This window comes from Sphingomonas sp. SORGH_AS_0879, from assembly GCF_030819175.1.
Lineage (GTDB): Bacteria > Pseudomonadota > Alphaproteobacteria > Sphingomonadales > Sphingomonadaceae > Sphingomonas.
Genome location: NZ_JAUTBJ010000002.1, coordinates 3,077,881 through 3,100,780, shown reverse-complemented (window position 1 = coordinate 3,100,780; position 22,900 = coordinate 3,077,881). Strand labels below are relative to the sequence as shown.

Sequence of the window (22,900 nt, the reverse complement as noted above, 5' to 3'; positions counted from 1 at the left end):
CCCGACACCCCGCGCGAACCGCCGGTACAGGCGGCGCGCGAACCATGGCGTGCGGCCATTCGCCGCGCGCGGAGAGGATATCGCCATGCCATCGATCGTTTCACGGCGTCAGGCACTCGGCCTGATCGCGACCCTGCCCATCCTGCCGGCCTGCGGTGCGTCGGGCGAGGATGGCGGGGGCGGGGGGCTGGTCTCCGCACCGGGCCCGACGCCGACGCCCGCTCCTACGCTCAGCGCGACCGCGACCAGCGTCCGTGCGCCGGCCGCGCTATCATGTCGCCGCGCCCGATGGCGGGTGGATCAACGATCCGCAGCGCCCGTTGCGGATCGGAGATAGCTGGACGATGTGGGCGCTCTACAATCCGACCTGGCCCGATGGCGGTACCGAATGGCGGCGCTGGACCTCGACCGACCTCGTCACCTGGACCGATCGCGGCGTATCGATCCCCCGGCGCACCACGTCGTTCGGCGATGTGTGGAGCGGGAGCGCGGTGATCGATACCGACAACACCGCCGGTTTCGGCGCGGGCACGCTGATTGCGCTGGCGACGATGCCGGCCGACAATGCCGCCGGGCAGAACCAGTCGACGGCCCTGTGGTATTCGCGCGATGGTGGCGCGACCTTTGCCTTTCACGCGATCGTCCATCCCAATTTCCCAGGGAACAAGCCGTTCCGCGATCCGACCATATTCTGGCATGCCCCCACGGCGCGCTGGGTAATGACGCTGTCGGAAGAGGGGAAGATCGGCTTCTATACCTCACCCGACCTGAAACAATGGCGCTATGCCAGTGGCTTCCTGTCCGATCTCGTCGGCGGGGTGATGGAATGCTCGCACCTTTTCCCGTTGCATCTGTACGAGGCGAACGGGACCACGTCGGGCGACAAATGGATATTGCTGGTCGGTGGCGACGGGTCGGGCAGTGGCTTTACCGGCGGCACCTATTACTGGGTCGGCAGCTTCGACGGGACCAGCTTCACCGCCGACAGCGCGACCGGGCACTGGCTGGACGGTGGGGCCGATTATTATGCGGCGGTGGTGTGGCGCGATCCGCAGGCCGCCGATCCGCTCGCCACCGCCTATACGATGGGCTGGATGAACAACTGGGCCTATGCCAATCAACTGCCCGCGCCCCATGGCTATCGCGGGCAGTTGAGTATCGTTCGACAACTCCGCCTCCAACGCACCGGTGGCACCCCGCGCCTGCGTATGACGCCGGTCGCGGCGCAAAATAACGTGTTCGCGCGGACGGTGAGCGGGGCGGACCAGACCATCGCGGACGGGACCCCTTATGTCTGGCCCGCCGATGCCGATATCATGGCGGGCCGCATCGATCTGACATTGACCCGGACCGGGGCCGACTGGCCCGGCGGCGCCTGGCTGTCGGTCCGGGGCGGCAAGGGATATTTCACCCAGGTCGGATTCGCGCTGCGCGACAATCGCGTGTTTCTAAAGCGCGATGCCAGCGGCCCCGATGCGCCGGCAAGCGCGGCATGGCGCCAGAATCGCGACATTACCTGCGATGCATCCGCAGGCGTTGTGACGGTCAGCATCTTTATCGATACCGCGTCGATCGAGCTCTTCGTCAATGATGGCGAGGCCGTTTTGTCCGAACTCATCCTGGCGCCTCCCGATGCGGTGGGCCTGAATTTCACCGCAAACGGCGGCTCGCTTCGCGTCTCGGACGTTCGAATCCACAGGTTCGTATGAATCCCGGCAGAGCGTCATGTCGGCCACGTAGCGTATCCCTTGCCGCTCTATCCCTTGGGCCCAGGCGAGTGCTTCCGCATGGCAGGCGCGCGACGTCCGCGTCGCTATTCTGGCAAGGACAGCACCTGCCGCTGGTCGAGCAAGCGAGCGCGAAGAGCGTCGTACGGCACCTGCTGCACCGGAAGCGATGTACGCAGCGCGAGGTCGGCGGCATTTGCCGCCGATTGTCCGAGGATCATGAAGACGGGTTCCATGCGGATCGTTCCATAGGCGATGTGCGACGCGGATAGCGCGACCGGCACCAGCAGGTTGGTCGCCTCTGACCGTCGCGGCACGATCGCGTCATAGGCGATGGGGTAGGGGTTTGCGACACCGACCTCGATATTGCCCTCGTTGCGCGCAAAGCCGCGTGCGTCTACCACGCGCTGCACATTGTGCGAGTCCATCTGGTACGAGCCCATGCCGATCGGACGCGGCGTCGGCTTCAGACCTCTCACATGGGGCTCCGCCATCACGAAATCGGACGTCATCCGCCTCGCCTCGCGCACATACATCTCGCGGGGCCAGCCCTTGTTGCCGGTGAACTCGTCCTTGCACAGTCCCCAGCGTCCCATCTCCGCGCGTGTCTCGGCGGGGACGCGCGGGTCGTTCGCCATGTACCAGAGCAGGCCCTGCTGATAGCGCCGGTGCTCCGCCGCGATCGCGGCACGCTCGGCGTCGCTGCCCCGAGGATAGCTGTAGTTCATGCCGATATTGTCGGTGGAGAAGGCGCCGAAATTGTTGACGTCCGCCTTGCCGTTGGGGATGCGATCGAACTTCTGGAAGACGTTGCGATAGCCCGCGTCCATATACCGCTGGAGCAGGGCATATTGCCCGGCGTCATAGCCCTCGGGTCGGGGCAGCGGCAACCGGTTGGCGGCCACGTCGGTAAGGCACAGTCGATAGGTATAGGCCTGGATCTTGCTGTCGGCACTGCCATCCGGGGCCAGCCGTGCCGGGCTTATGCGGGGCAGCAGGCCGCTGGCGGGCTTGCCCTTGACCCGATACGGGTCGATATCGAGCGTGAACTGATGGTTGGTCGTGTTGCGTGCCTGCACCCCGTTGAGCGTCTCGCCATATGTCGCATTCGCCTCGCGCCCCGTCGCGAAGGAGACACCGGCGCCCGCCATCAGATCGCCCTCGTAGCTGGCATCGATGAACATCCGCCCCGCGAAGCGACGGCCATGGACCGAGCGGAAGGCGACCAGGCGGGCCCCGTTGCGCTCCACGCCATGCGGACTTCGATCGATCGGCTGGTCGCGGACGACCGTGACTCCGGCTTCGGCGATCCAGTCCTCGAGGATGTGCTCGGCGACGTGCGGCTCGAACTGCCACATCGCGCCGTCGTCGACGAAATTCTCGGCGCGGGCGGGGCGCGGCGCGAGCGACCAGGCGGCCGGATCGTCATAATGCCGCTTCACACGGCGGTAGAAGTCGAGCGCCAGCCCGCCGATCGCGCGATGGTTGCCGGTGTCGGACCAGCTCAGCCCGTTGGTGGTCATGCCGCCGACATAGGCATCGCGGCAGACGAGCGTGACGCTGCGCCCAAGGCGCCGCCCCTCGATCGCGGCGATCACGCCGCCGGCGGTGCAGCCATAGATGACGATGTCGGCGACCGGCTGGGCCGGGGACGGGGCGGCGCCCGCGAGCAGGAGGAGCAACGGTGCGAGGCGAAGCGATGCCATGACGGATATCCTCAGAAGGTTGCGGCAACGCCGAAGAAGATGCGGCGATCCTCGCGCGCGGCGTTGAGCAGCCGCAGCGGTGTCTGGAGATATTGCCGATCCATCGCGCGGGTCAGGTTGATCGCCTCGACCGTGAGGCGAACCGAGCGGGTGAGATTGACCTGTCCCGAAGCATCGAGCTGGCCGCGTCCGGCAACATAGGAACTGCCCCCTGCCGCCGCGCTGCCCTGGCCGAGCAGGTAGCTGCTGCGATAGATGTAGGCCACGCGCGCCGACACGGTGGAATCCTCGTAAAAGCCGATCAGATTATAGCTGTGCTTGGACAGGCGGCCGGAAGCGGCAGGCGGGCCTGTGTCGCCTCGTCGACCAGCGGGGTCTCGCTGTCGACGAAGGTATAGTTGGCCTGGACGCCGAGATTGCGCAGGAGGCCCGGCAGGAAGCGGAGCGATTGCTGATACGCGACCTCCACCCCCTTGATCGTGCCCGATTCCCCGTTGACCGGCTGCGTGATCTGAAACGGGCCATAGGGCTGGCCGGTGCTGGGATCGATCTGGTCGGACAGGCCCGGGACGATCTCGCTCTGCGTGCGGTTTATCGTGAAGGAATCGACGTTCTTGTAGAAGCCGGCGACCGTGATCGCGCTCGATGGGGCGAAATACCATTCGAGCGTCATGTCATATTGCGTCGCCTCGAACGGACGCAGCGCAGGGTTGCCGCGCGAGCCGGTCCGCGACACGAACAGCGGCACGAAGCTGACCCCGACGTCGCTCAGGCTCGGCCGCGCCACCACCTTGGCCGCTGCCGCGCGCAAGGTCAGGTTGCTGCGCAGATCGAGCGCGGCATTGGCGCTCGGCAGCCAGTAGTCGAAGCGCGATTTCGAAAGCGTCGGCTGCGTGTCGGAAAGGAAACCGGAAGAGATGCGCTCGAAGGTGATGTAGCGCACACCGGCATTGCCACTGATCGGCATGCTGCCCAGCGTATCGGCGAAATTGCCCTTGGCGTAGAAGGCCAGGGTGTCCTGGTCGACGTCCTTGATCGACACCCGGCCGAACGGGATGGTGTCGGCGCGCGGGATCGGAAGGCCGAAGGCGTCGCGCGCCGTCCCCTTGTCGGTGCCGCCGCCCAGTATGTCGCGAGGGAAATCTCCCGATACGCCGGGAAAGAAACTGCCCTGGCGATTGTCGTAGACCAGGCCCGGCAGTTCGTCGACGGTGAGAATGCCGTCGCCGTTGCGATCACCGCGCCCGAGCAGGCTCGCAGCGGTGGGAATGTTCTGCGGCGCTTCGGAGTAGAACTGGATCTTCTCGTACCGTCCGCCGACCTCGATCGTCCGAAGCGGGCCGAGATCGGTGCGGATGGTGAAGTCGAGCCGCGCATCATAGCCCGAATTGTCGGTGACGAAGTCGTTCTCGAAGATCGATGCCAGCTGATATTGGGCAGGGTCGTTCAGGTCGAAGTTCGAGCCCAGCGAAAGGTTCGGCACCGCGCCACCGCGCGAGAAATCATAGCTGGCATTGGCGACCCGCCCGGCACGCGGGACGACGACATAGGTGAATGAGGCACCCGGCCCGCCGTCCGTGCCGCGCCCCTTGCTGTAGGAGGCGTCGGCGCGCACCGTCACCACCTCGCCCTCATATTTGGCCGAGCCGCCGATATTGGTCGATCGGAACTCGGTCGGCTCGTCATAGATCAGCGGGCGGACGGTGACGTTGTTGAACGTCCCGCTTACCACGGTGCCGTTCTCATCGGCGACGGCACCCACGTCATTGTCGTTGAACAGCACCTGGTAATTGGCACTCTGCCGCTCGCGCTTGAGCCATGTGTAGGTGCCGTCGAGAATGAATTCGAACCGGTCGACCGGCCGGTATTGCAGCGAACCGTTGAGCGTCAGCCGTTGCTCGGCACGGTCGAAGATCCGCGCCATGTAGCGATTGGGTCGATAGAGTCCCGGATCGTTGATGCCGTCGCCATTCCCGTCGATATTGTCGGTGCGGGTCCAGCCGCCGGTATCGAACTGGTAGCCGCGTGTCCGTGTGTTCGAATAGGCCGCGCTTGCCAGCACCCCGAAGCTGTCGCCGAACTTCTTGGAGACCAGCGCCGAGCCTCGATAGCCCAGATGGTCCGCCTGATCGGTGTAGGCGCCCTGGACACGCCCGCTGACGACGAGATCGGCGAGATCGAGCGGCCGCTTGGTCTTCAGGTTCACGGTCGCGCCCAGTGCGCCCTCGGGCATGTCGGCGGTCGGCGACTTGGCCACGACGATGCTCGAGATGATCTCCGGGCTGACCGATTCCAGCGACGCGCTGCCGCCCGCGCCGGGGCCGAGGAAGGTGCGGCCGTTGATCTCCAGCCGGTTCTGCGAGATGCCGCGCACCGTGAAGTTCGATCCGTCGCCCTCGCGACGCGTGATCTGGACGCCCGTGATCCGGCTCATCGACTCCGCGACATTCTGGTCGGGCAGTTTGCCGATGTCCTGCGCGGTGATGACGTCGACGATGTTCGATGCGGCGCGCTTGACGTTGATCGACTGTTGCAGGGATGCGCGGATACCGGTGACGACGATGTCCTGCGGGGGCGTTTCCTCGGGCGGATTTTCCGATAGGGGCGCTACGGGTGCGGTGCCCGCCTCGCTCTGGACCGCGACCGGCATCAGCGCGGCGCTGGTGGCCGCACGGCGCAGGATGATCGCGCCGCCTGCACGCACCGGCACCAGATCGGTCCCCGCGAGCAGGATGCGGAGCGCCTCGGTCACGTCCAGCGCACCGCTGACCCGATTGACGGTCGCCTTCTCGGCGAGGGAACTCGAGACGAGGATCTGGACCCCTGCCTGATGCGCGAACTGAGGGATGCCGGTGCGTGCCGGTTGCGCGGGCACGTCGAAGCGACGCGTCTGCGCATCGGCGACGGTCGCGAGCGCAGCGTTCGACAGGATGATGGCAGCGGTGCCGAGCAGGCGATGACGCGCGAATGACATAGGGTTCCTCTCCCGGGAGCGGCGCTCCTGTTGTCGAAGCGCTCACCTCCCTTGAGTTCGGCGCGCGCCTCTTCCGTCAGGACGGCGGCGACTTTTTCCGCCCCAACCGGATCGTGTCGGGATCGCTCGTGACCGCAACGGGGAACGACGCGGCAAGCGAGGCCGCGAAGTCCTCGGGACGATCGATCTGGAACAGGCCGATCAGCCGCTCCTGCGCCAATTCGGCGTCGTCGACCACAAGCTGGCGATGGTTATAGCGGTTGAAGCGGGCGACCGCCGCGGCAACGGTTTCATTCTCCAGAGCGATCTCGCCGCCGCGCCAGGCCAGTGCACGCTCGATCGCGGCGGGCGCGGTGCCGGTGACCGGTGCGGCGTCGGACGACCGGAAACGCGCATATTGACCGGCGTGGAGGATCGTCATCGTACCGCTGGCCGCGCTGGGCCAGACCGCCACCTGGCCCTCGGTGACCGCGACCTCGACACCGTCGTCGCGCCGTTCCACCGAGAAAGCGGTGCCGACCGCGCGCGCCTGGGCAATGCCCGCGTCGACGACGAAGGGGCGCGAACGATCCTTCGCGACCTGGAACCAGGCTTGGCCACGGTCGAGCGCGATCCAGCGCTGCTCGCTGGCCAGCACGACGCGAAGCGCGCTGTCGCTGTCGATCGTGGCGACGGACCCGTCCGCGAAAGGCAGACGCCTGATCTCACCGCGCGCGGTCGTGACATGGTCTGCGGCGAACTGACGCCAGCCGATCAGTCCGGCCACGCTCGCGGCGATGGCGCCGGTCATACCGATCAGCAGGCCACGTCGGCTCGACCATCTTGTGGCTGGAGCAGGATGGGGCGGGGTTTCGGCGTCATCCATGATGACGCGGTCCATGACGGTCAGGGCGGCCATCGCGCGCAGCAGGGCGCCCGCATTGCGCGGGTCGCTCGCCAGCCACGCCTCCAGCGCACGCTCGCCCGCCGCGTCGAGCGGGTGGCGCAGCGCCCAGGCGGCGGCGTCGTCACCGGGTGCGGGCACGATCGCCTCCTTCGCGGGCGCGGCCGGTCGTGTCGGCCTCTTCGTCGGTTAAATGGCGCAGGATCGCGCGAAGGCTGCGGCTGGCGTCATTCTCCACGATCGTCTCCGTCACGCCGAGCGCGACGGCGATCTCTTTCTGGCTGAGCCCCTCGACGCGCCGCATGACGAAGATACGCCGCGCGCGCTCGGACAGCGTGGCGAGTGCCCTGCGGACGCGATCGACTTCCTGTCGCGCGGCGGCGACGCGATCCTGGAGCGGACTTTCGCTGGCGAGTTCGCCCACTTCGTCCGCCGAGATCGACTCGATCCGCACCACGCGCGCGTGACGACGCTGACGGTGGACGAGATTGCGCGCCATGGTGAACAGATAGGCACGGGGCGAGTCGATTTCCTCGATGCTGCGGAGTTGCGCAAGGCGGCAATAGCATTCCTGCACGATGTCCTCCACGTCGGCGGGCGGCACGAGGCGACGCCGCAACCAGCCGCGCAGGTCACGTTCGTGCGGCAGGATCTCACGCCCCACCCATTCTGCTAGCGCCTCGCGTTCCGTTGCGGCTCTCCTATTCCCCCCATGAGTTCACTAACGCCGGTTTCCGTCACGATCACACCTAATTGATCCCCGACGTACAGCGTCTTGGGTTTTCCGGATCCCCGCGATCGCGGCCCCGATCGCGCTGCTCGGCACGTTGGCGGTGATGCTGCTGGTAGGCTTCTCGATCAACGTGCTGACCATGATCGGCATGGTGCTGGCGCTCGGCATCATCGTCGACGATGCAATCGTCGTCGTTGAGAATGTCGAGCGCATCATGCACGAGGAGCATCTGTCGCCGAAGGGAGCGACCTCCAAGGTGATGCGCGAATTCATCGGCGCGGTGAACCGCAACGAACACGAGTATTGCGCGACCCGTGCGCTTCAGCACGGCCACGACCCACCGCTCATAGCCTGCCGTCATGCGATCGAAGCGATCATTGAACCGGGTGAAGAAGCGGTTCTTCTTTTCGTGGCCGGCGACCGGCTTCAGGAGCGTGGCGCATAGCGCCGGGGTCAGCGAGAGGGCGCCGACCGAGCCGCTGGACAGCGCCATGGGCAGGAACACGGCGGTCAGCACAGTGGTGATGCCGATCAGCGTGTAGCGAACCTTCTGGAGGAAGGCGAACTTCACCGCGACATCTCCGCAAAGCCTGTCCTGAGCGCAGTCGAAGGGATGCCAACGGCTTTTTTTAATATGTCGCGCTCCATTCGCGCCCGGTCCAGCTCGCGCCGCAGCCGCGCGATCTCCGACGCCTGATCCGCCAGCGATGCCATTGTCGATACTGGCGGCTTCGCCGCCGGGCTTGCCGGCGGCGCGCTGCTCTCCTGCTGGATGCGCTGCCAGCACGCAGCATCGTCGGCACAATACCCAACTCAGCCGCTATCTCGGTCTGTGGGCGGCCGCTCGTCTTCCACAGCGCCACGGCCTCGCGCTTGAACTCGTCCGTGAAACGACGCTTCGTCGTACTCGCCATCAAAACACCTCCTGGCTCCACAGAGCCTATCATCGGTGTCCGTCAAACCAGGGAAAGATCAGAGATATTCGGCGCGGCGATTGCGGTGCTTTAGATAATAGGCATGTTCCCACATATCGTTGCCGAGCAGCGGCGTGCCGCGTTGGTCGGCGACGTCCATCAGCGGATTGTCCTGATTGGGTGTCGAGGTGATCGCCAGCTTGCCGTCCGGCCCGGCGATCAGCCATACCCAGCCCGAGCCGAACCGGCCCGTACCGGCGGCCTTGAACGCGGCCTTCATCTTGTCCATCGATCCGAAGGCCGCGTCGATCGCGCGGGCAAGCTGGGGCGATGGTTCGCCGCCGGTGCCGGGAGGCGCCATCGTCTTCCAGAAAAATCCATGGTTCCAATGCCCGCCGGCGTTGTTGCGGACCGCCGTCGGTGTCGCCCCGGCTTGTGCCAGCAACTGCTCCAGCGAACGACCCGCGAGCGCCGGATCGGCCGCCAGCGCCTTGTTCAGGGCATCGACATAGGCCTGGTGATGCTTGTCGTGATGCAGGGTCATGGTTTCGGCATCGATGACGGGTTCCAGCGCGGTCGCCGGATAGGGCAGCGGTGCCAGCGTGAACGGCGCGGCGCGGTCCTGCGCGGTCGCTGGCGTGGCGAGGAGGGCGAAGCAGGCAAGCCAGTATTTCATCGGTCGTCTCCGGTTGAGATACGGACGCTGAGTCCCAGCCGCACGTCGCGACCGGCGAGGAGCGTCCAGTCGACGTCGAGGTCGTCGAGCGGGTGCCGCGTCATATGCGCGCGGTGGCGCTCAGGCGGACCATGCGCGGTTCGACGGTGCGGCTGTGGACGCCCTCCACGCCCTCGAGCGGCTCGCCGGGAAGGCGAGAGGCGTAGTAATAGTCGGCGTCGGCTCGTCTGGTGTCGAACAGATTGAGCAGTTCGACATCTACGTCGACCGTTCCAAAATGCCGGCCGACCCGCAGGTTGGCGACCGTCGTCGCCGGCGACCGGACCCGGTTGTCTTCGGTGAGCGGGTGTCGTCCGAGATATCGGACGCGCGCCGCGGCGGTGAACGGGCCAAAGACCGTGCTCGCCCCGAATTCACCTGCTGCTTCCAGCGCGTTGGGGACGCGATCGGCACCCGGGGCGTCGAGGAACCGGGCGTGGTTGGTGGCCAGCACGCCATCAAGGGTCAGCCAGCGGGTCGCCCTGACGTTGCCGACCAGTTCGAAGCCGCGGCGATGGCTGGGGCCAGTGGGTTCGACCGTGCCGTCATCACCCGAATAGATCAGTTCGCTCGACGCGCGGCTCCACCAATGGGTGAGCGACAGCTTGAGGGAGCCGTGTTCGAAACGTCCGCCGATCTCATAGCCGGTGGCGCGGGCGAAGGCGGGCGTGGCGTCCGGCGGCGGTGCGATGATCCCGCGGATCGCGTTCGAGTGGAAGCCCTGGCCGTAATTGGCGTAAAGCGCGACATGCGGACTGATCGTCAGGTCGGCGCCGAGCTTTGGCGTCACGATCGTCGCCTGGGCGGTGCCACTGGTCGCATCGCCGCCGCGTGCGGTCGTGCGGAAAGCGAAATGGTCGATCCGCCCGCCCGCAAGCAGGCCCAGCCGCTCGAGGGGGTGCCAGTTCGCCTCGACATAGCCGCCGACCGAGGTTTCGGCGGCATCGACCAGGCTACGCGTCGCGAGCCGTCGGCCCGCCTGCGTGTGATAGAGGCCGAGGCCGCCGATGTCGTCATGCTGCGCGTCGATACCGGCGATCAGGCCCAGTCCGTCCGCCAGCGTCATCCGCCGGACGACCCGACCGCCATAGCTCCAGCGATTCTCCGCCTGTTCCAGTTCGTCGCCGTGGACGGGGTCGTCGAGGAAGAAGGTGAAGTTGGACAGCAGATCGAACCGGTAATGCTGGGCATAGGCGAGCAAGGTCCATTCCTTGCCGCTGACGCCGACGTTCAGCACCTCGCGATCGGTCGAGCCGCGCAGGTACGGATCCAGCGTGTCGAACCGATCGGGCAGGAGCGTGCCGATCGCACGCACCGGAATCTGCTCGGTGGGGCGCCAGCGCGCGCTGTAGACCGACAGGCTGGCGTGCAGGGTGCCGATCGCGGTGCCCTCGCTGTATTTGGCGAGGCCGCCCGCGTGGCGCAGGTGTTCGGCGAGCTGCCAGGGGCCGTCATTGGCCTTGAGCTCGCCCGCGACCAGCAGCGTTCCGGCACCGAGATCGACCGAACTGCCCGCCGCCAGCCGACGATAGCCGTAGCTGCCGATGGTAGCGCTTGCGAACGGCTGCTCGAACCGGTCGCGGGTCGGGAGCGACCCGGCCGCGACGAAAGAGAAGTCGCCGTCCGCCGCGCGATACGGTCCCTTGCGATAAGCGATGTGATCGATCGTTTCCGGGATCAGTCCGTTGAGGTCGAGATAACCATGCCCGTGCGCGTGACTGCGCAGGTTGAAGGGCATGTCGTCGACCGACATGCTGAAGTCGGTGCCGTGATCGAGATTATAGCCGCGGATGAGATATTGTGCCGCCTTGCCGCCGCCCGAATGCTGGACCGCGATCATGCCGGGCACCGCCTCCGCAAGTTCGCTCGTACGCAGCATCGGTCTGGCAAGCAGTTCGGCGCCGCTCATTGAGCCTTCGCTGGCCGATCATGCATGGCCGATGGCGCGGTCCGATCGCGCGGTCACGACGATGTCGACGGCTTCCGCGTCGTCCTTCGCCGTTGGAGGATCATCTGTCGGGGCGGACGTCACGCTCGCAAGGAGCAGTGCGAACAGGCCGAAGTCACTCACTTCACGATCTCGCCATTCGATGTTCCAGATACAAGTTGGTTCGCGCGGGGCGGGCGCCCCCTTGTCGCGATGCCGCGCATGGCGCCCCCATCGACCAGCCGACTAGCCGACCGGACGCCAGGCGTCTGGGCCGACGCTGGGTGTGAAGAATGCTGACAGACGCGCGAGCGCCCCGCCGATATGCGGGTGCAGCGTCCGGTCGCGTGTCGCACCCGTCAGGATCGACATTGGCGACGCGGGATTGCGCGCATCGCGTCGGGCCATGCCCGTGCCGACGGTTTCGTCTTTGTCGCCGCTGTCGGCGGGCGGCGGGGCACCAGTCATCATGCCAGACCCCGATTGCGCAGCAGCGCCGTCGCATCGGGCATCCGCCCCCGGAAAGCGACATAGCTTTCCGCCGGGTCGCGCGAGTTGCCGCGTGAGAGCACTTCGTCACGCAGTTTCTTGGCCAGCACTTGGTTGAACACATCGCCCGTTTCCTCGAACGCCGCAAAGCCATCGGCGTCGAGCACTTCGGCCCAAGTATAGGCGTAATAGCCCGCCGAATAGCCGCCGTCGAAGATATGGCTGAAGTGCGGCAGCCTGTGCCGCATCCCCACCGCATGCGGCACGCCCAGATCGGTCAGCTGCGCCTTTTCCCAGGCCAGTGCATCGAAATCGGCGGGTAGCGCGTCGAGCGAATGCAGCCGCATGTCGAGGATCGCCGACGATAGCTGCTGCACGGTCAGATAGCCCTGGTTGAAGGTGCGTGCCTCCAGTAGCGATTTGAGCATCGGCTCCGGCATCGGCTGGCCTGCGGCGTTGCGGGCATGGGCGCGCAGGATCGTCGGATCGCTGGCCCAATGCTCATGCACCTGCGACGGAAATTCCACGAAATCGCGCGGGACCGCCGTTCCCGACAGGCTGGGATAGCGGACTTTGCTGAACAGGCCGTGCAAACCATGGCCGAATTCGTGGAACAGCGTCCGGGCATCGTCGAGGCTGATCAGCGCACGCTCACTCGGAGCCGGGGGCGTGTAGTTGCAGGTGTTGACGACGATAGCCTGCTGCCCGAGCAGCGTGTTCTGGTCGCGCAGCGAGTTCATCCATGCGCCGGGTCGCTTGGTCGGGCGGGCGAACCAGTCGGCATAGAACAACCCGATCGGCGTCCCGTCGCGCTCGCGGACCTCCCAAACCTTCACGCCATCCGCATAGACCGGCACGTCGCTGCGGGACACGAACTGGATGCCGTACAGCCGCCCGGTGGTGTCCATCAGCGCGGCCACCATGCCGTCGAGCGGGAAATATTGCTTCACCTCCGCTTCGTCGAGGTTGTAACGCCGTTGCCGTTCCTGCTCGGCATAGAAGCGCCAGTCCCATGGCTCGATCCGCGCGACGCCATCGGCGCTGGCGAGCGTGAGCAGCGCGGCTTCCTCTTCCCGTGCACGGGCGAGCGCCGGGCGATAGACGCGCATCAGCAGATCGGTCGCCGCCTCCGGCGTCTTGGCCATCGAGTCTTGCAGGGTGAAGGCGGCGTGGCTGGGCGCGCCCATCAGTTTCGCGCGTTCGATGCGCAGTTCGACCAGGCGCCGGATGATCGCGGCGGTGTTGTTCTCGTTCGCATTGGCGCCGCGATTGTCGAACGCCGCGAACACCTTGGCCCGCGCGGCACGGTCGGTCGCGACCGTCAGGAAGGGTTCGACCGCCGATCGGGTGGCCGGGATCAGATAGCCGGTCTTTCCCTCCGCCCTGGCCGCCATCGCCGCCGCCGCCTTTTGATCGGCGGGCAGGCCGGCGACTTCCGCCGCGGTCAGCAGCACGCTGCTCGCCTTTTGATCGGCCAGCAGCTTCTGACCGAACTGGACGCCCAGCTTTGCCATCTCCTCGTTGATCGCCGCGACCCTCGCGCGGGCCGCCGGGGGCAGGGCGGCACCGGCGAGGACATAGCGCTTGTGCGTTTCCTCCAGCAGTCGCGACTGTTCGGGATCGAGGCCGAGCGAGGCACGGTCTTTATACAGCCGGTCGACCCGCGCGAACATCGCCGGGTCGAGCGACGTCTCGTTCGAGAAGCGGGTCAGTGCGGGGACCACCGCTTCCTCGACCGCCTGGATGTCGGGCGTCGCATCGGCTGACGACACGTTGAAGAAGGCGGATGACACCCGCGCCAGTTGCTGGCCCGAGCGCTCCATCGCCTCGATCGTGTTGGCGAAGGTCGGGGCCGAACGGGCGACGGAGATCGCACGGAAATCCGCTCGGGCCTTCTCCAGTGCCGCCGCGAATGCCGCGCGATAATGCGCCGGACGGATCGCCCGGTAAGGCGGGATCCCGTTGGTCCATTCTTCCAGCAGCGGATTGGCCGGTCCGGCTGCGCGGAGCGGGGTGTTGAGCAGAGGTAGCATGGCCACGGATGCTAGCAGGGTACGACGGTGCATGAACGTCCTTTGAAGGCGATTGGTCGCCGAACGCGACGAGATCATCGAGAATGGCGAGGCTTATTCCGCTGCTTCCAACCGGCGCTCGCCCCAGGCCGGGAACGGATCGCGCAGGTCACTCCATAGCGCCGGGGTAAAGGCACAGCCGGGCACGAGGCAGGCGTCGAGCCGCGCGCGGATGCGGGCCTCGTCCATGCCGATGCCGATGAACACCAGTTCCTGCCGCCGGTCGCCCCAGATCATGTCCCAGTGTTTGGCGACGAATTCCTCGAACCGGCCATCGTCCGGCCATTGGTTCTTGGGGATCGACGCCCACCAACGCCCCATCCGCGCCGTCTCGGTCTGGCTGCCCGCCACCGCCAGCTCGCCCACCCAGTCGGGGCGCGTCGCCAGCCAGAAATGCCCCTTGGCGCGCACCACATGGTCGAGGCCGCCATCGGTCAGGAAGGCATGAAACTTCGCCGGATCGAAGGGTTGGCGGGCGCGATAGACGAAGCTTTCGATCCCATATTCCTCGGTCTCGGGCTGGTGATGGGCATAGCCGTACAATTCCTTGGCCCAGAGTGGATGGCGCGAAGCCTTCTCCTCGTCGAACAGCCCGGTGGCGAGCACTAGGTCCAGGTCGACGCGACCATGATCGGCGGGCACGATCACCGCATCGGCGTTGAGGCTGGCGACCAGCTTCTTCACCACCGCCAGTTGCTCGGCCGACACCGACGAGGCCTTGTTGACGATCACCACATCGGCGAACTCGATCTGTTCGACCAGCAGGCCGACCAGGCTGCGGGTATCGTCCTCGCCCATCGTCTCGCCGCGATCGGCGAGGAAATCTTGGCTGGAATAATCGGCGAGCAGGTTCATCGCATCGACCACCGTCACCATCGTATCGAGCCGCGCGACATCGCCCAGCGACACGCCCGCCTCGTCGCGGAACGAGAAGGTGGTGGCGACCGGCAAAGGCTCGGAAATGCCAGTCGATTCGATCACCAGATAGTCGAACCGCCCCGCCTCGGCGAGCGCACGCACCTCCGCCAGCAGGTCGTCGCGCAGCGTGCAGCAGATGCAGCCATTGGTCATCTCGACCAGGGCTTCCTCCGACCGGGAGAGCGCCGCCTCGCCGCCGCGCACCAGGTCGGCGTCGATATTCACCTCCGACATGTCGTTGACGATCACCGCCACCCGCCGCCCCTCGCGGTTCGCCAGGATGTGGTTGAGCAGCGTCGTCTTTCCCGCGCCGAGGAACCCCGACAGCACCGTCACCGGCAAACGAGTATCGTGCACGAGATGGCTTGTCATGTCTGTCATCCAATGAGATACGTTACAACATAACATAACCAAGAGTTTCAGCCAATGTCCAGTAGTTCCCCGATCATGGGTGATCGTCCGCCCCGCCTGTGCGATGGGAGGGAAGCATGAGCGGCATCCCGGCGGGTGCGGGCGGGCGCATTCCCGTATCGGTGCTGACCGGCTTCCTCGGCAGCGGCAAGACGACCCTTCTCAATCATCTCGTTCGTTCGCCGGGAATGGCGCGAGCGCTGGTGATCATCAATGAATTCGGTGCGGTCGGCCTCGATCACGATCTGGTTGCCCGATCGAACGAGGATCTCATGGTCGAGATGATGGGTGGATGCCTGTGCTGCACCATCCGCGGCGACCTGTTGCGAACGCTGCGCGACGCGCCGTGGCGGTTCGCGCGGGATGGGCGCTGCTGGTTCGATCGGGTCGTGATCGAGACGACCGGGCTGGCCGATCCGGCTCCGATCCTCCACACCCTCATGACCGATCCGCACCTGGAGACGCTCTACCGGCTCGACGCGGTGATCGCCACGGTGGACGCCGCGACCGGCATGGCGACATTCGATACGCAGCCGGAGGCGGTGAAGCAGGCGGCGGTCGCCGACCGTCTGCTGCTGACCAAGACCGATCTGGTCGATGAGGCAGGGCAGGTCGCGATCCGGGGCCGGTTGGCGGCGCTCAATCCGGCCGCGCCGGTCATCACCGTGACCGACGGCGCGGTCGACCCGTCGCTGCTGTTCGATGTCGGGCTATGGGACCCCGCGAGCAAGAGCGACGACGTGCGCCGCTGGCTGGCGGAGGAAGCGCACCACGCCGAACACCATCATCACCATCACCATCATCACGACGTGAACCGGCACGACGACGGCATCCGCGCGACCTGCCTGACCTTCGACACGCCGCTCGACCCGTTGGCGTTCGAGCGGTGGCTAGGGCTGCTCACGATGTTCCGGGGCGCAGACGTGCTGCGGGTGAAGGGGATCGTGAACCTGTCGGGGCACGACGTACCCGTGATCGTCCACGGTGTGCAGCATGTCTTCCATCCGCCGGTCGAGCTTGAACGTTGGCCATCGGAGGACCGGCGTACCCGGATGGTGTTCATTACCCGCCGGATCGATCCCGAAGAACTGCGCGGCACGCTGGCGCTGATGACGATGGGGCTGAGCGACGTGCAGTTCGAGGGGTTGGTGGAGCGCGTCGCCGCGGACATGCCGGGATGATCCACCACCCCGCCGCATTCGCCTGCCGACGCGCTGGGGAGATCGACGAACTGATCTGCGCCATTCTCGCGGGGGAGTCTCGCTCGCTCAGCGCCTATGACATTGCCGCGCGGGCCAGCCAGGAGGGGCAACGCGTCGTGCCCGCGCAAGTGTATCGGACACTCGCGCGGTTGGTGCGTCAGCGCGGGACTTTTTGTCGAAGGGGTTCGCGCGATGAGCGTGGCGCGACGACGGCAGATGATCGAGCGGGCACATGTCGGCCTGTCGATCGCGGCGCAGTGCCGGCTGGTGTCGATCAGCCGGTCGTCCTTCTCCTATGCGCCGGTGCCGGAGACGGCGGAGACGCTGGCGCTGATGGCGGCGATCGACGCCTCGTTCCTGGATCATCCCTCGTATGGCAGCCGCCAGATGGCGCGGCACCTCAAGCACCTCGGCCATGCGGTCTGGCGTCGGCGGGTGCGACGGTTGATGGCGAAGATGGGACTGGCGCCCATCTATCAGCGCCCACGGACGAGCGATCCGCATCCCGAGCACCGGATATCCCCGTATTTGCTGCGCGATCTGGAGATCACCCGGTCGGGCCACCGGTGGTGCGCCGACATGACGTATCTGCCGATGCGGCGTGGTTTCCTCTATCTCGTCGCCGTCATGGCCCTTCGACAGGCTCAGGAGGGCGAGCCGCAAGCTACTCGCCTGGCGGTTGTCGAACACGATGGACGCGGCATTCTGTGTCGAGGCGTTGAAGAAAGCGCTGGCACGCTTCGGCAGGCCCGAAATCTTCAATACGGACCAGGGCAGCCGGTTCACCAGCACCGACTTTACCGACGTGTTGCGCGAGGCCGAGGTGCGGATCAGCATGGACGGGCGCGGCCGCTGGATGGACAATGTCTTTATCGAACGGCTCTGGCGGTCGCTGAAGTACGAATGCGTCTATCTGAACGCGTTCGAGACCGGCTCCGAACGGCGGACCGGGCTTGGCCAGTGGATCAGCTATTACAACGGGCAGCGGCCTCACTCCCGCCTCGCCGGCCGAACGCCGGACGAGGTATGCGGACATGGCGTTCACCAGAATGGCGGCGTAAACCAACCGGGGTATAGCTTAGCCGAGCCGCCAAACTGTCCAGGAAGGCGGGACCACCTCACATCGCTATGCTGCGCGAACAGGAGGGCGGGACGAAGACCGCCGACGTGTGTCGCCAGTGCGGGACCAGCAGTGCGCCGCTGTACGCGTGAAAGGCCAAGGGTTGCGGGATGAACGTGTTGCAGGCGTACAAGCTGGAGGCGCCTGAGGATGAGAACGAAGGCCGCCAACGTCATTATACCGTGGCACGCCGCACACCGACTTACTGTCGACGCCGAAGATGGCACAAGCCCGATGCTCGCGGATGCCGACCAGCTACCGAGCATGCTCGACGGCCTTCCGCCGAGCAGCGGACTTCATCGGTTCTTTCCCGCCACCTTCTTCCGCACGGCGTTGTCCAGCCCGGCGTCTGCCAGCAATCGTTTGACCCGGCAGCTCGATCGCGGCCGATCGTCGTCGCTTCGGCTGTCGGCGGCTGTATTGCGAGGCGAATCCGCGCGGCAGGCTCGGGTCTTCGGGCCTTCACCTGCATGGCGGTGAAGGCCTTTGGCAGCGAGCAGGGGCGAGGGGGTTCTGCCGCCCGAATGAGAAACGGCGTGCCGCCATATTTTGATATCGAAATGCCGTGACCTGGAGTGGCCGCCTCCACGGTGGTCGGCCATCGGGAAGCCATGGGGTGCGACACAAGCTCTCGCCTTGTCCGCTTCCTGATGGAACGGAGATTTGCCGCCAGGCCCCGAACAGGTGTCGTCGACGTGCCTGTCGCCTGTGGTTTGTCCCTGCCCATGGCCGGATGACATGACGATTCCCGGATGGATCGATTTCGGATCGGAACGGGCATCGGGATTAGCTGCGGGCATGGTATTTAACCAGATCGCGACGCGATGGCGCTGCAACGGATCAGGGGTTGCATCTTCATAATAAGATTCTGATAAATCGTGGGAAATGCTGTTACGGTTTAGCCAAGAGTGTATCAACGTGCAACCGTCTGCTTTGCCAATTGACCGATTTGACGAAGCCGGTTGGGTTGTCGGGAAAATATGCCGATCGCGCTTAAGATGTGCCTCGGTTGGTAAACGCCTGTTTACCAAGTTCGTCGGGTCCTTCGAATCCCTGGTTCCATAAATATTCCTATTCAAATCTACGTCGAGAGGCGTGTTATCCGGTGCCGCCGCAACATGTTCCTTGGATGACGCCTTGTTGATAACATTGGTACGCCACATACGCGATGCAATGCGACGTTCTTCCGGGCCGATCGCATTGGTATAGATCGCGGTGGTCTTGATATCGGCATGGCCCAGCCAGCGCTGGATCAATGTCAGAGGAACGCTGGACTGGACGGCCCGCACGCCAAAACCATGGCGCAGCCCCTTGGGTGAGGCATGGTGCCCACGGATATTGGCCGCGTTCATCACGTCGCGTATCCGACGATAGCCGGTCATGCGTGACCAGGGCCATAGAAAACAATCCTTGATCTTCTCTCTTCTGATCCACGATTTGAGCATGTCGAGGAAGCGGGCAGGTAGGGGGATGGAACGAAATATCGTTTTTCCGCGCTTTTTCAGGCATCGGATCACGACGTGGCGTGACGCGAAGTCTATATTGCTTTCTTTCATCGCCAACGCCTCCGATATTCGGCATCCGGAATAAGCGATCATCAGGCAGAATAGGCGGATGCTGGCAGGAAATCCGTGAGCCGTATTGACGAATGCATCGATCTCGGCGGGATTCAGATATTTCCTCTGTCCATCGCAATTGAAAATCATGGGCGTCATTGAATCTGACCTCTTCATAATGTGGCCGGTGTTTCAGGTGGGCGCTGCCGAAACTGATAGGGAGCAGATGCGGCACGGCTGATACAGTTTTGGCTAAACTGTAACCGGCGGGGCGACTTGACAGGCGCGTTCCCGGGGGGTGCGGGTGATGATACAGGCAGAGCGCGGCGGCATGGGGTGGCGGGGGCGGTCGTTCGTTCCGGGTCTGGCTGTTCGTGCGGCTGGGGCAGCGAGGGCGCGTTTGTCCCTGCGTATCTGCAATTTCAATCATATCGACCGCGCTTATGGGTGTACGGTCGCGGCGGCGGTTGCGGTTGAAGTCCGACGTCGGCTGGTCGAGGCGTTGCCGGCGACGAGCCATGTCATGTCGGGTGGCGCGGACACGTTGCTCGCCAGCATAGGTCATGGGCGGGACCCGGACGCGGAAAGCGAGGCCGTCGAGGCGCTCTTCCCGGTCTGGTTGGCCTCTTTCTGCTCGGCGACGCTGGGGCGCCCGATCGCGACCGAGGCGGGGCCTCTCAGCGTCTGGCTGTCTGGGGATTGGGCGGTCGGCGGTCGGGAGGGCGAGCAAATCTTCCCGTTCGGCGGTCCGTCGATCGGGCATGAAGCGGACGCGGCGGCGCTCTACCGCGCCGATATGGCGTTGGCCGTGGACGTGCTGCCCATGCTCCTGGCTCCGCGCGATGGGGGCACCACGGAAAGCGGCCGGAGTTTGGTGCTCTACTGGCAACCCGTCATCGACGGCTCCGGAAGCGGGGCGGTCCTGTATCACGAGGCCTTGTGCCGTCTTTGCGATGCCGATGGCGCGACGGGTTCGCCGGGGCCATTGCTGCTGGCGCTGGAGCGGCTGGGCTTCGTCTGTGCGCTGGACCGCTATGTCGTCTCGGCGGTGATCGACGAGCTGGAAGCGGCGCCCGGTGTGACGTTGGCGGCCAATGTCTCGGCGCAAAGCCTGTCCTGTACGCAATCCTGGAGCGAGATTCTCGCGCGGCTGGAGCGTCGGCCCGATATCGCCCGGCGGCTGGTATGGGAGATTACCGAAACCGCGCTCGTGGCCGACATGAACCGGGCGGTGGCGTTCGTGTCGCGGGTCAAGTCGCTGGGGTGTCGGATCGCGATCGATGATTTCGGGGTAGGCTTCGCCTCGATCCGCCAACTCCTCATTTTCTTGCCCGACATCATCAAGATCGATCGTCTGTTTCTCGACCGCGCGACGTTGAGCGTGCGGGACGCGGGCATTTTCCGGCAACTGGTCGAACTGGCCCGGTCCTTTGGTGCAGAGGTCGTGGCGGAGGGGATCGAAACCCCGACGCAGGCCGAGTTCGTTCGCTCGTGCGGGGCGTCCTGGCAGCAGGGCTATCTTCACGCCCGGCCCTCGCTGACCCGGCTGTGGCGGCGGGGCTGGGTGGCTCTCGCCCAGCCTCCGGGCACCGCACGCTGATGCGGCACTGCTTTGTGGCCGCGACATCATCCGCGCACGCTGATGCGGCACTGCTTTGTGGCCGCGACATCATCCGCGCCTTCCTCTTTTTCCATCTTTCGTCCCGCCAACTGGCGGGTTCCGTTTGTCGAGGTTCCCGTGTTCCTGCCCGATACCCATTGCTTCCGCCCCAGACTGCGCTCCTATCGGCTTTCGATCCGGGGGCTGGGCAGTGTGACGACGTTGCCGCTGGGGCTGATGCTGGCGGCTCCGGCCTTGGCGCAGAATGTGCCGCCCCAGATCGTACCGCCGACGCTCGATCCGAATCGGGTGCAGGACAATGTCGCGCGCGCGCCCGAGCCGGTGCCGTCGGCGCCGCTGGCGATCCAGGCCTCGCCGCAACAGGCCGCGCCCGAAGCCGCCGCTGCGACGCGCTTTGTCTGGCGGGAGGTGCACATCGAGGGGGCGACGGTAATCCCGGTCGCACGGCTGATGCGCGAATGGAAGCATGCGCCGGGCGAAGAGGTCAGCGTGGAGGACGTGTTCCGCTTCGCCAATGCCGTGACGCGGCTCTATGCGAAGAAAGGCTATGCCATTTCGTTCGGGGTGGTGCCCGAACAGCAGATCAAGAACGGCGTCATCACCATCCGGGTGGTGGAAGGCTTTGTCAGCCGGATCGACTTCACGGGTGCGAAACTGCCCAGCGGGCTGCTGGGGCGTGGGCCGGTTGCCGATATCGCCGAGCGCATCCGTCAGTCGCGGCCCTTACGCAATGCCGATCTCGAGCGCTATCTGCTGCTCATCAACGACGTGCCGGGCGTGACGGCGCGCGCCACGCTGTCGCCCGCCCCCGACCTCGTGGGCGGTTCGATCCTGACCATCGAGATCGCGCGCAAGCGGCGGTCGATGGATGTCGGCTATAACAGCTTCATGCCGCGCACGCTGGGCACCCATGTCGTGGGCGGCACCGTCGAGGCCAATGCGCTGCTCACCGGCGGCGACCGGCTGCGGCTGGGGGCGTATCAGAGCATCACGAGCAACGCCTATTGGAACCTGTCGGGGGACTATGTCTCGATCCTCGACCAGGACGGGCTGTCGCTGGCGGTGTCGGGCAGCCATTCGCACACGCGGCCGACGACCCCTTTGCTGCGCCTGCTGGGTTATCAGGGCAGCGCGACGACCGGGCGGGTCAGCCTGAGCTATCCATTCATCCGATCGCGAACCGAAAATCTCGCGGTCGAGGTGGGCGGGGCCATCGCCAACACCGATTCCGAACTGCTGGGGCGGGCGGAGATGCGCGACCGGTTGCGCTCGGTGGTGACGGCGCTCACCTATGACGTGACCGACGCGCATCTGGCCGCCAGTTCGTTGCGGCTGGGGCTGGAGCAGGGGCTGAAGAAACTCGATGCGCGCGGCAACAGTCGCGCCAACGGGCGGCTCGACTATCTGTTGCTGACCATGGAGGTGCAGCGGCTCCAGCCCATCGCGCGGGTGGCGGGTGGCCAGGTTTCGACGCTGATCGCCGCGCAAGGTCAGGCAGCGGCCAAGGGCCCGCTCTATAGCTCGGCCGAGTGCAGCTATGGCGGGCGTCGCTTCGGGCGGCGCTTCGATGCGGGCGCGTTGGTCGGCGACCATTGCCTGCTCTCCAGCGTCGAACTGCGCTGGAGCACGCCCGCCAATATCGGCGACCTGCCCGTCGGGCTCCAGACCTATGGCTTCGTCGATGCCGCACAGGTCTGGCAGAAGGGGCGGCTGCTTCCCGGCGAGCGCCGCTCGGCGACCGCCGCCACCGCCGGGCTGGGGCTGAGGCTGAGCCTGACCGATCATATCAGCGGCGGCATCGAGGCGAGCCGGATCGTCAAGGCCCCGCGCGGCAGCCCGATCGAGCGCGGCGGTCGCCTGCTCGGCAGCATGTCCTTCCGTTTCTAGGCACGACGGCCGGGTCGGGACCCGGTCAGGGCCATGTGATCCAAT

Annotated in this window: 15 protein-coding genes and 4 pseudogenes; 6 read left to right on the top strand and 13 right to left on the bottom strand. The window is 65.7% G+C overall.

What is annotated here, in order from left to right:
* Nucleotides 1–254: 254 nt before the first annotated feature.
* Nucleotides 255–1,709 (top strand): glycoside hydrolase family 32 protein, encoded by a 1,455-nt coding sequence (locus QE379_RS14970; RefSeq protein ID WP_307001693.1) that lies wholly within the window; start codon nucleotides 255–257, stop codon nucleotides 1,707–1,709.
* Nucleotides 1,710–1,813: 104 nt separating this feature from the next.
* Here the strand turns inward: QE379_RS14970 and QE379_RS14965 are convergent, their stop codons facing one another.
* The 5 genes from QE379_RS14965 to QE379_RS14945 all read right to left on the bottom strand — a co-directional run bounded on the left by QE379_RS14965 (nucleotide 1,814) and on the right by QE379_RS14945 (nucleotide 7,954).
* Nucleotides 1,814–3,433, bottom strand: a complete 1,620-nt coding sequence (locus QE379_RS14965; protein WP_307001692.1) for an FAD-dependent oxidoreductase — start codon at nucleotides 3,431–3,433, stop codon at nucleotides 1,814–1,816.
* An 11-nt stretch (nucleotides 3,434–3,444) separates the two neighbouring features.
* On the bottom strand, nucleotides 3,445–3,711 hold the full coding sequence (locus QE379_RS14960) for a hypothetical protein (protein WP_307001690.1): 267 nt from the start codon (nucleotides 3,709–3,711) through the stop codon (nucleotides 3,445–3,447).
* Between the two features lie 23 nt (nucleotides 3,712–3,734).
* On the bottom strand, nucleotides 3,735–6,407 hold the full coding sequence (locus tag QE379_RS14955) for a TonB-dependent receptor (RefSeq protein ID WP_307001688.1): 2,673 nt from the start codon (nucleotides 6,405–6,407) through the stop codon (nucleotides 3,735–3,737).
* A gap of 76 nt (nucleotides 6,408–6,483) precedes the next feature.
* Nucleotides 6,484–7,431, bottom strand: a complete 948-nt coding sequence (locus QE379_RS14950; RefSeq protein ID WP_307001686.1) for a FecR family protein — start codon at nucleotides 7,429–7,431, stop codon at nucleotides 6,484–6,486.
* Nucleotides 7,415–7,954: an RNA polymerase sigma factor gene (locus QE379_RS14945; protein WP_307001684.1), complete on the bottom strand. Its 540-nt coding sequence runs from the start codon at nucleotides 7,952–7,954 to the stop codon at nucleotides 7,415–7,417. Before QE379_RS14945 ends, QE379_RS14950 begins: the two co-directional genes overlap by 17 nt.
* Before the next feature lie 124 nt (nucleotides 7,955–8,078).
* Between QE379_RS14945 and QE379_RS19630 the strand changes: the two are divergent.
* Nucleotides 8,079–8,306, top strand: a pseudogene (locus QE379_RS19630) (efflux RND transporter permease subunit); the annotation flags it as partial.
* Nucleotides 8,307–8,318: 12 nt separating this feature from the next.
* Here QE379_RS19630 and QE379_RS14935 read toward each other — a convergent pair.
* From QE379_RS14935 to QE379_RS14910, 7 genes and pseudogenes are all read right to left on the bottom strand, one after another.
* Nucleotides 8,319–8,594, bottom strand: a pseudogene (locus tag QE379_RS14935) (efflux RND transporter permease subunit); the annotation flags it as partial.
* Nucleotides 8,595–8,644: 50 nt separating this feature from the next.
* Nucleotides 8,645–8,937 (bottom strand): annotated as a pseudogene (locus QE379_RS19625) (transposase); the annotation flags it as partial.
* A 58-nt stretch (nucleotides 8,938–8,995) separates the two neighbouring features.
* Nucleotides 8,996–9,613, bottom strand: a complete 618-nt coding sequence (locus QE379_RS14930) for a superoxide dismutase (RefSeq protein WP_307001682.1) — start codon at nucleotides 9,611–9,613, stop codon at nucleotides 8,996–8,998.
* A gap of 100 nt (nucleotides 9,614–9,713) precedes the next feature.
* Complete coding sequence (locus QE379_RS14925; protein ID WP_307001681.1) at nucleotides 9,714–11,561, bottom strand: TonB-dependent receptor; 1,848 nt, start codon at nucleotides 11,559–11,561, stop codon at nucleotides 9,714–9,716.
* A gap of 264 nt (nucleotides 11,562–11,825) precedes the next feature.
* On the bottom strand, nucleotides 11,826–12,050 hold the full coding sequence (locus QE379_RS14920; protein WP_307001679.1) for a hypothetical protein: 225 nt from the start codon (nucleotides 12,048–12,050) through the stop codon (nucleotides 11,826–11,828).
* The gene (locus QE379_RS14915; protein WP_307003245.1) at nucleotides 12,047–14,101 is read right to left on the bottom strand and encodes a M3 family metallopeptidase; all 2,055 of its coding nucleotides are present in this window, start codon (nucleotides 14,099–14,101) and stop codon (nucleotides 12,047–12,049) included. Before QE379_RS14915 ends, QE379_RS14920 begins: the two co-directional genes overlap by 4 nt.
* Nucleotides 14,102–14,194: 93 nt before the next feature.
* The gene (locus QE379_RS14910; RefSeq protein WP_307001677.1) at nucleotides 14,195–15,430 is read right to left on the bottom strand and encodes a GTP-binding protein; all 1,236 of its coding nucleotides are present in this window, start codon (nucleotides 15,428–15,430) and stop codon (nucleotides 14,195–14,197) included.
* Between the two features lie 116 nt (nucleotides 15,431–15,546).
* Here QE379_RS14910 and QE379_RS14905 point away from each other — a divergent pair, with 116 nt between their 5' ends.
* On the top strand, nucleotides 15,547–16,650 hold the full coding sequence (locus QE379_RS14905; protein ID WP_307001675.1) for a GTP-binding protein: 1,104 nt from the start codon (nucleotides 15,547–15,549) through the stop codon (nucleotides 16,648–16,650).
* Between the two features lie 177 nt (nucleotides 16,651–16,827).
* Nucleotides 16,828–17,695 (top strand): annotated as a pseudogene (locus QE379_RS14900) (IS3 family transposase); the annotation flags it as partial.
* A 392-nt stretch (nucleotides 17,696–18,087) separates the two neighbouring features.
* On the opposite strand, the gene QE379_RS14895 reads toward QE379_RS14900, so the two are convergent.
* Complete coding sequence (locus QE379_RS14895; RefSeq protein ID WP_307001674.1) at nucleotides 18,088–19,506, bottom strand: site-specific integrase; 1,419 nt, start codon at nucleotides 19,504–19,506, stop codon at nucleotides 18,088–18,090.
* Nucleotides 19,507–19,747: 241 nt separating this feature from the next.
* Here QE379_RS14895 and QE379_RS14890 point away from each other — a divergent pair, with 241 nt between their 5' ends.
* The gene (locus QE379_RS14890; protein WP_307001671.1) at nucleotides 19,748–20,947 is read left to right on the top strand and encodes an EAL domain-containing protein; all 1,200 of its coding nucleotides are present in this window, start codon (nucleotides 19,748–19,750) and stop codon (nucleotides 20,945–20,947) included.
* 138 nt (nucleotides 20,948–21,085) lie between these two features.
* On the top strand, nucleotides 21,086–22,855 hold the full coding sequence (locus QE379_RS14885) for a ShlB/FhaC/HecB family hemolysin secretion/activation protein (RefSeq protein WP_307001669.1): 1,770 nt from the start codon (nucleotides 21,086–21,088) through the stop codon (nucleotides 22,853–22,855).
* Nucleotides 22,856–22,900 lie beyond the last annotated feature (45 nt).

Bases quoted from the DNA above. Each gene is read 5' to 3' on its own strand.
- QE379_RS14925 (WP_307001681.1), bottom strand. From the start codon at position 11,561: ATGAGCGGCGCCGAACTGCTTGCCAGACCGATGCTGCGTACGAGCGAA.
- QE379_RS14965 (WP_307001692.1), bottom strand. From the start codon at position 3,433: ATGGCATCGCTTCGCCTCGCACCGTTGCTCCTCCTGCTCGCGGGCGCC.
- QE379_RS14910 (WP_307001677.1), bottom strand. From the start codon at position 15,430: ATGACAAGCCATCTCGTGCACGATACTCGTTTGCCGGTGACGGTGCTG.
- QE379_RS14920 (WP_307001679.1), bottom strand. From the start codon at position 12,050: ATGATGACTGGTGCCCCGCCGCCCGCCGACAGCGGCGACAAAGACGAA.
- QE379_RS14955 (WP_307001688.1), bottom strand. From the start codon at position 6,407: ATGTCATTCGCGCGTCATCGCCTGCTCGGCACCGCTGCCATCATCCTG.
- QE379_RS14905 (WP_307001675.1), top strand. From the start codon at position 15,547: ATGAGCGGCATCCCGGCGGGTGCGGGCGGGCGCATTCCCGTATCGGTG.
- QE379_RS14895 (WP_307001674.1), bottom strand. From the start codon at position 19,506: ATGACGCCCATGATTTTCAATTGCGATGGACAGAGGAAATATCTGAAT.
- QE379_RS14915 (WP_307003245.1), bottom strand. From the start codon at position 14,101: ATGCTACCTCTGCTCAACACCCCGCTCCGCGCAGCCGGACCGGCCAAT.
- QE379_RS14930 (WP_307001682.1), bottom strand. From the start codon at position 9,613: ATGAAATACTGGCTTGCCTGCTTCGCCCTCCTCGCCACGCCAGCGACC.